Source organism: Streptosporangium sp. NPDC003464, assembly GCF_053588315.1.
The window spans coordinates 1-7,816 of the sequence record NZ_JBSFPS010000368.1 but is presented as its reverse complement, the minus strand read 5'-3'; the positions used below and the strand labels follow the sequence as shown (position 1 = coordinate 7,816).

Here is a 7,816-nt window from a genome sequence, read left to right as displayed (position 1 = left end):
GGATGAATCGGCCCGCGGTCTGCTCGCAGAAGCGAGCGTAGTCCTCGGTGTACATCAGGAAGGCCCGGCGCCGCTACCAGGCCGCCCGCGCCGGCATCACCCTGCCCACCGACCCCGCACCGCAGCAGGAGGCCGGCGACCGGGAGGGCGAGCTGCGGGTGCGGCTGACCGCCCAGCGCATCCTCAGTGCTCGCCTGCGCGACGACCGCCCCGCAGACCAGCGCTCCACCCTCCCGGCCGCACCGCCCTTCTGGGAAGGGATGCGACTGGACCTGGCCGGCGCCACCCTCATCGACTTCGACCTGGCCGGCGGCCACGTCGCCGACGCCGTCTTCGACAAGGCGACCTTCCATGGGGACGTCAGGTTCGACGGGGCGACCTTCACCGAGCACGCCCGGTTCGTCGGGGCGACCTTCACCAAGACCCCTCGGCTGGGTGGGGCTGTGGTGGTCGATCCTGCCGCCGCTCATGTGTGGCCGGATGGGTGGCGGTTGGAGGTGACGCCGGAGGGGCTTGGCCGCCTGATCCGCGAGGAAGCAGACGGTGCCCCAGCCGGAGATGCCTGACCGGAGCGGCGGGCCGGCGGTGGCCCTTGGCTATATACCGGACAGTGCGGCGATTTCTGTCCGGTTCCTGAGACAGCGTCTGAGCAGGTCACCGCGATGGGGCCACTACGGGAGCCAATCCGGTCCAACGCCGGGCGCCGCCGTCCACAGCCGAAACCTCGGCTGCCGCTCCCACCGTCTGACGTGCGGTCTCCGGCGGACGCGGCCCGTTTCCGCCGCATTCCGGCGGCGCCCCTTCATGACCGGCCAGCATTGACCAGGCAAGCCACAGCAAGATCAACGCTGTTTGGGGCTCATGGCGCGTTTTTTACCGGCACCCCTAGACATGGACAATCGTCTCGATCTTCAGCTGCCGTGTAACGGATGCCAGGCCTGAAAAGGATTTGCCCACGCGTTCGCACCTCGATGATCCTTGCCTCATGGATCTCCAGGATGCGGCGCGGATGTGGCGGGTGGACGGGTTCGTCGTTCTACCGGGTTTCATCCCGACTGATGAGCTGAGCGCAGTGGTGAACGAGGTGAATCAGATGTTCCCGTCCGCTGCGGGCTTCCACGATGACACGGACCCGCGCGCAAAACGCTTCATCGGAGATGAGTTCGCCGGGATCGACACCTTCCCCTTCGCGAGCACAGCGATCAGCCTGCTGGCCGTCAACCACCGGATTCTGGACCTGGCCGAGTCACTCCTCGAGGACAGCGACATCTGCCTCTCATCAGCCGAAGCCTGGGCGAAATACACCGGAGCCTGCGACTACGACCAGGATCTGCATCGCGACTACCTCAACCACACGCTCCTGGTGCCGAGCACGACGCCCGGACACCGCCAACTGGAGATGTTCGTCTTCCTGAATGACGTGCCCGAGGAACTCGGGCCCCCGCATCTGGTCTCGCGCAAGCACACCGCCGACCTGCCGGCCGTACCGAACTGGTACCTGCGACCAGGACGCAAAGGCACTAATCGGTTCGTCGACGACAGCGGCAGCCCGGATCTCTACGCTGCCGAGGTGTCCGGTGCCGGACCGGCCGGCACGGTCATCGCCTTCGAGACCGGAACCTTCCACCGAGGCACCCAGCTGACCGCACCACGCGGCGTCCGCTACAGCATGCACCTGGGATTCCGGTCCGCTGGCCTTCACTGGGGACAGCGCGCTGGGTGGGCCGCCCAGGGCTTCGAACGAGCCTGGATGGACTTCGTCCATCGCGCCACCCCACGACAACTCCAAGCCTTCGGGTTTCCGCCGCCCGAGCATCCCTACTGGACCCCCGAGACGCTCGCCGGGATGGCACTTCGATACCCCGAACTCGACCTCACGCCTTGGACCACGTCAGCGCAGCACTCATAGTGAACAGGCGTCTTCGCCGTCGAAGCAATCACTGCTGCTGGACTGTTCCGTAAGGGGATCCCTCACCGGAACACCACCCAGCCCGAACAGACCCACCTGGGCGGCTCGGTCTACGACTGGAACGACCCGTTCGGCCGGCTGTTTCTGCAGACTCTGGCCATGGTCGCGGAGTTCGAGGCGAACATCGGGCACCAGCGCACCCGCGAAGGCATGACCCTGGCCAAGAAGAAGGGCAAGCTCAAAGGCAAACAGCCCAAACTGCCTGAGCCTGCGCGCCGCTCCATCCGCCGACGCTATGCCGAGGGCGAGGTCTCTCTCGCAGACCTGGCCGCCGAGTACAGCGTCGGACGCTCCACCATCCACCGCATCATTCACGGTCAGGAAAACTCCAGGTAGAACGCGAAATCAACTTCTACTTTGCGGCTCGCCGTAGCTGTAGGAGTTCCAGGCCTGGATGGGCGAACTACTTCCGGCACGGAGTGTCCAAGGTGATCTTCGGCGCGATCGATAACCATGCGTGGCATCGCATCGTCGTCTGGATCTTCCGCAAACACTCCCGGATCAGCTGGCAGCAGCTGCGCCGCCGGTTCTGTCTGCCCGGCACCTGGGAACTGACCTGCAACGGCGTCGAGTTCACCGGCGCGTCCAGCGTCAAAGTGACCCGTTACCGCTATCGCGGCACCAAGATTCCGACGCCGTGGTCATCGCAACCGGCAATCGCCGCCGTTGGCGGTTGACCATCGGACAAGACACGTGGAGAGCCCGGTGCATGAAGACATGCACGCCGGGTTCGGCGGGCGGGTCAGGGAAACGGACTGATCGCAAGACCAGCACCGCGCCCCGGCCCGACCCAACCCAGCCGCAAACCGCAACGTCTCTGCAGGTCAGAAAGGTATCCCTTCAGAGGGCCTCGATTCACCGGACCCATCGCAGCTCCTCGATGCAAGTCGCTGACCTGTGCCATCTCCCTAATTGGCGGCTGGTGACACGTTCCTTACCAATACCCCTACTTGACGGTTGGGGCCACGCTCGGGAGGAGGACGCCTGTACGTCACTCCCCAGCCGCACATCCATCACGCCGTTCCCAAGGTCGCCGATGCGGGCCTGTACCTGGTGACACCTGAGCAGGTGAGCCAGGTGGCCGAGCGGCTCATCACTGCCTGGCAGACCATCCGCGCCCAGACCCGGACCCAAGACGCCGAGCAGGCGCGTGACGTCATCGCCTCCACCCTGCGCCTGCACCGGGTGCTGCCGGGCCAGTGGCTGGAACAACTGCTGACCAGACGCATCAGTGACGGGTAGACGCCAAGCCCGTCAACCCCATGGGTTGCCACATGCCGCATGATCGACTCGGCAGCGGACGTAGAAGCGGGACGACAGTGCCGGTCAGGCGTCAGGGGGTGGGGCGCAGGGCGTGGATGTCGCCGCCAGCGCTCACATAGAGGAGGCCGCCGGCGGCGATAACACTGGGCGCCTGGCTGCCAGTACGTATGCGCCATTTGCGCGCGCCGGTGATGCCGTCCAGAGCGTGCACGGCGCCGCCGGCTCCGGCGTACACGGTGCCGGCGTGCACGATGGGGCCTGAGACGTGGTCGGCGCCCACGGACTGCCTCCACTGTTCCATGCCGGTGACGGCATCCAGGCAGTGGAGGACGCCGTCACCGTCGGCCAGGTAGACGCGGCCCCGATCGACGGCTAGCTCGGCGGGGAAGGAGACGGCGCCGGGCGCGAAGGCCCACCGTAGCCTGCCGGTGCGGGCGTCGAGCGCGTACAGGACGCCGGCCGCGCCCCAGGCGTAGACGGCGTCGCCGGCGGGCACTGGGGGGAAGGCGACGGGCGAGCCGAGCAGGGTGTTCCACCGCCGGGCACCGGTGGCGGCGTCCAGTGCGCGCAGGCGACGGTCGGCGCCGATGACGTAGACGACCCTGCCGGCCGCCGCGGTCGTGGCGCGGTGGCTGCCGTCCTTTGCGGCCCCGGTCCGCACGCTCCACCGGCGGCGGCCGGTGGCGACGTCCAGCGCGTGCACGGTGCCGCCGGCGTCGTCGATGTAGACGGTTGCGCCGTCGATCACGGGACGGGATATGGAGAACGTGTCCGCGCTGTGGAAATGCCACAGCTCGCGGCCGGAGACCGTGTCCAGGCCGACGGCCGTCTCGCCGTCGACGAGGATGACGCGCCGTTTCGCCACCACGAAGGTCGAGCTCGGCCCCACCGGATGCCGCCACCGCCGACGGCCCGTGCGAGCGTCCAGGGCGTGAAAGGAACCCGGTCCTTCGACGAACACCAAGCCGTCGGTGACTCTGAGGGGCCCGCCAACGAACTCGGCGATCACGGTGGTCCAGAGCGGGCGGCCGGAGGAGGCGTCCATCGCGTGGACCCTGCCGCCGGCGATGGCGTAGACGGCTCCGCCGGCCACCACCGGATCGTCCCTCAACTGGCCGTCGGCGGGGAAGGTCCAGCGCAGGTTGGACAGGGCGGTGGGTACAGGGCGGGGAAGCCGGTAGCGGGCCAGTAGTTCGTCCCGTACGAGCGGGGCCAGGAGCCGCAGGGCCGAACGCGAGGCGGAGGCGAGCCGGACGATGACCGGGCCCACGTTGACGAGGACTTCTGGCGCGCCGCCGGTGCCGGTGGCGGTGGACCGGATGTAGTCGAGGAGGTACGCGTCCTCCGTGATCGCGTCGTAGATCTCCGTCTGCTTGATGCGGGCGGTCTCGGTGGCGAAGATCTGCGCAGCGACGGCGCTGGAGGAGGAGACCCAGTCCACGGAGAGGGAGACGACCGGGGCGTCGTCCACGGGCGGTATCCAGTCACACTGGACGGGCTTGGGCAGCCGCTCGCCGAACAGGGTCGGCGTCCGGGGCGTGGGCACGTAGCCGTCCGCGACGGGGCGCAGGTCGGCGGCGGTCAGCAGGCCGCATGCGTCCGGCCAGGCGTCCGGCGGGACCCTGTCGAACAGCTCGTGCCCGCCTGGGACGCCGTAGGTCAGGGTGTAGGCGGCGACGCGGCCGGTGGCGAACAGTACGAAAGCCATGCCGGGGGTCGTGCCCACGAGGGAGACGTGGGTGGAGGACGCGTCGAGCGGCAGCGCGCGCAGGCGGCCGGAGCCGGCGTCGACGGAGACCAGGAACGCCGGGAGCGGCCACCTGGAGGCGTCGCCCCAAAGTGCGCCGTCGCCGCCCGTCGTGGCCCCCTGGTTGAGGCGCATCGGCCGGCTCCAACGGCTGTCCCGGGCGGAGCCGGCGGCGCGCAGCGCCTCCTGCCCGGTGGACAGGAGGCGACCGTCCGGCCCGTAGAACGCCGAGACGTCGCCCACCGAGACGCCTGCGTACCCGTCGCCGCTGACGACGAGATGGAGCGAGGGCGGGGATCCGTCGTCCGTCAGGGTGCGGGGTGGCGAGGGCAGCGTACGCGTCCAGTTCGGCCGCAGCGTGGACGGGTCCACGGACGCGAGCCGGAGATGGTTGCCCGCGCAATGGTCGAGCAGCACCACCGACCGGGCTGTGGCGTCGGCCGTCAGGGCGCAGCCCCGTGGACGAGCCGTCCTTGCCATGGGCGTGCCCGTACGCGGATCCAGGGTGCGCAGAGCAGGGGGTTCCGCAGCCTGATCGACGAGCACGACGCCGCGCTCAGTCACCATGATCGGCGGCCCCTCGTAGGTCCCAGCGTCCGAGGCCTGGTTCCGCGGTGAGGCGATGGTGACGGCACGCCGCCACAGCAGCGCGCCCGTGCGCGCGTCGTAGGCGTGCAGCCGCTGGTCGCCGCGGCTCTGATCGTCGGTGAACACAACGACCGTGCCGGACGTCGCCCACACGCCGGCGACGGGATCGCGCGAGCCGTTCCCTGGTGTTGCCGGCGCGACGGACAGGGTGCGGACGAGCGCGCCGGTGCGGGCATCGTGCACGCGTACGGTGCCCTGGCCGGCGGCCATGGCCAGCGCCGGCTGCGACACGCCGTAGTGCGGGGTGCCGTGGGTACCGTTGACGAGGTCCGCCTCGGCGGGCGCCGACCACGCCATGCGCCACTGGACGGGCGCCGGTCTGCCGTCGGGGGTGTCGGCGGCCGTACCCGTCAGCAGCGCCGCGGTCAGCAGGACGACGGCGGCGCGCGTGATCAGCACTTGTCCGAGGTCGTGCAGGTCTGGTCGGTGGGCATCGGCACCCAACCGCCGCCGTCACCGGCCGTGCGGTAGGCGGTGCGGTAGGAGCTCGCGGGGCCCGTCAGCCGGAACGGGACGCCACCCGGCCCGTGGATCACGATCTCTTCAGACCTGTCCGCCGTCAGCACCGTGGCCACGAGGTCGAACTCGTAGTACGCCGTCTTGCCGACTATCGAGAGGCTGAGCGTGACCCGTTCATCCCGTTTCAGGTCGATCTGTTTCGTCCTGAAGTACGGGGTGCGCAATTCCTTTTTCGTGCCGAAACGGACCGGCCGCCGATCGAGGTCCGCGATGAGCTCGACGGTACCGGGCTGCCCGGCGGCGCTCCCCGGGTTCAGGTAGGCGCCCTGCGCGGGCGGTGCCCGGGTGAGAACCCGCGGCTTGATGTCGATGATCCGCAGGCTGCTGCGGTTGCCGACCAGGACGACGGTGGTGGTCATGTCCCCGATCGTGGCGACGTGGTGGCGGGCCAGCATCGCGGCCACGTCGGCGGGGTCGGCCCCCCTGCCCAGCAGGGTCGCCCGGTCGGCGGGGGTGGTCACCGGCTCCCTGAGTACGAGGGGGCGTTCGTCGTAGTCGACGGCCACGTGCCCGACCGTCAGCGGCGGCCCGCCGCGGATGCGGTCGATCGTGTCGGGGCCGCTCGTGGTGTACCAGGCGGTGAACACCACGCCGATCGCCGCGATGAGCGTGGCGCTGGCGACTCCGGCCGTCCATGCACGCGCGGCCTTCCAACCGCCGGGGCCCACGGCCGGCTGATCGGCGCTCTTGTCGCGGCCGTCGTCGACCGTCGCACCCTTTTTGCCGGTCATACTCGTCTTGCTCCGGCGTCCTTTAGCCATGACTGTCTTCCAGTGGGCCGTGAATGTGCGGATCTTGACCGTGCACCTTGGAGTATGCCCGACCGGAATTGGCGGCGCACCGGAAACGACGCCATGACGGCAGGCGAGCGTGAAGGCCAGCTTGAGGAAGGCCTGATGAATATCGGCACGGAATCGGGGTCGGAGTACGGCGGAACGGAAACGTACGCCAAGCGTGATCGTCAAGCATTAAACGGGTGGCTGACGCGTGAGCACGGCGTGTGCGCTAGGTTCTGTTTTGTGGATCATCTGAGCCATAACAGCAGGCAGGCGATGGTCACGGCCGATCGGTAATGCGCGGCGAGCTTGTCGTAGCGGGTCGCGATGCCTTTGAAGTGCTTGAGCCGGTTGAAGCAGCGTTCGACGACGTTGCGCCGCTTGTAGCGGACCGGGTCGAAGGCGCAGCGCCGATGCTTACGGCGGGCTCGCCCGGCCGGCTGGTCGGCGCGCTCGGGAATGGTCGCGCCGATCTTGCGCCGGCGCAGGTAGGTGCGGATGGCGCGGGAGCTGGAGCCCTTGTCGGCGACCACATGATCGGGCCGGGTGCGCGGCCGGCCGACGCCGGGGCGGGGCACCCGGATGGCCTCCATCACGGCGGTGAACTGGGTGCAGTCGTTGACGTTGCCGCCGGTCACCACGGACGCCAGGGGCAGGCCGCGCCCGTCGACGGCCAGGTGGATCTTGGTGGTCAGTCCGCCGCGCGAGCGCCCGAGCGCCTGTCGGCCCTGATGGATCTGGGCTGATTGCCGCCCGGGCGTCCCATGGCCGATCCCCCCTTTCACAGGCTCCGGCCACGTGCTGGTGAGCACGCACGATGGTGGAGTCCACACAGATCACCGACCAGTCGACCTGGCCTGCGGCGTCGTCGTGGACCTGGATGTGTTCCAGGAG

7 protein-coding genes and 1 pseudogene are annotated in these 7,816 nt (G+C 69.1%); 5 read left to right on the top strand and 3 right to left on the bottom strand.

What is annotated here, in order from left to right:
- Nucleotides 1-47: 47 nt before the first annotated feature.
- The 5 genes from ACWDS7_RS44445 (at nucleotide 48) to ACWDS7_RS44425 (ending at nucleotide 3,211) form a co-directional block, all read left to right on the top strand.
- Nucleotides 48-566, top strand: coding sequence for a pentapeptide repeat-containing protein (locus ACWDS7_RS44445; protein WP_451934207.1), 519 nt, complete (start codon nucleotides 48-50; stop codon nucleotides 564-566).
- Between the two features lie 419 nt (nucleotides 567-985).
- Entirely contained in the window at nucleotides 986-1,909 is a 924-nt protein-coding gene (locus tag ACWDS7_RS44440) for a phytanoyl-CoA dioxygenase family protein (protein ID WP_451934206.1), read from the top strand.
- Nucleotides 1,910-1,936: 27 nt separating this feature from the next.
- Nucleotides 1,937-2,305 carry a recombinase family protein gene (locus ACWDS7_RS44435; RefSeq protein ID WP_451934209.1) on the top strand — a complete coding sequence of 123 codons (369 nt, stop codon included), beginning with the start codon at nucleotides 1,937-1,939 and terminating at the stop codon, nucleotides 2,303-2,305.
- Nucleotides 2,306-2,313: 8 nt separating this feature from the next.
- Nucleotides 2,314-2,646 carry a group II intron maturase-specific domain-containing protein gene (locus ACWDS7_RS44430; RefSeq protein ID WP_451934208.1) on the top strand — a complete coding sequence of 111 codons (333 nt, stop codon included), beginning with the start codon at nucleotides 2,314-2,316 and terminating at the stop codon, nucleotides 2,644-2,646.
- Between the two features lie 376 nt (nucleotides 2,647-3,022).
- Nucleotides 3,023-3,211 carry a hypothetical protein gene (locus ACWDS7_RS44425; RefSeq protein WP_306871371.1) on the top strand — a complete coding sequence of 63 codons (189 nt, stop codon included), beginning with the start codon at nucleotides 3,023-3,025 and terminating at the stop codon, nucleotides 3,209-3,211.
- A 91-nt stretch (nucleotides 3,212-3,302) separates the two neighbouring features.
- On the opposite strand, the gene ACWDS7_RS44420 is transcribed toward ACWDS7_RS44425, so the two are convergent.
- From ACWDS7_RS44420 to ACWDS7_RS44410, 3 genes and pseudogenes are all read right to left on the bottom strand, one after another.
- A complete protein-coding gene (locus ACWDS7_RS44420; protein WP_451934205.1) occupies nucleotides 3,303-6,026 on the bottom strand; it encodes an outer membrane protein assembly factor BamB family protein in 2,724 nt (907 codons plus the stop codon).
- On the bottom strand, nucleotides 6,020-6,877 hold the full coding sequence (locus ACWDS7_RS44415; RefSeq protein WP_451934204.1) for a hypothetical protein: 858 nt from the start codon (nucleotides 6,875-6,877) through the stop codon (nucleotides 6,020-6,022). Before ACWDS7_RS44415 ends, ACWDS7_RS44420 begins: the two co-directional genes overlap by 7 nt.
- Before the next feature lie 293 nt (nucleotides 6,878-7,170).
- Nucleotides 7,171-7,816: pseudogene (locus ACWDS7_RS44410) on the bottom strand (IS5 family transposase); the annotation flags it as partial.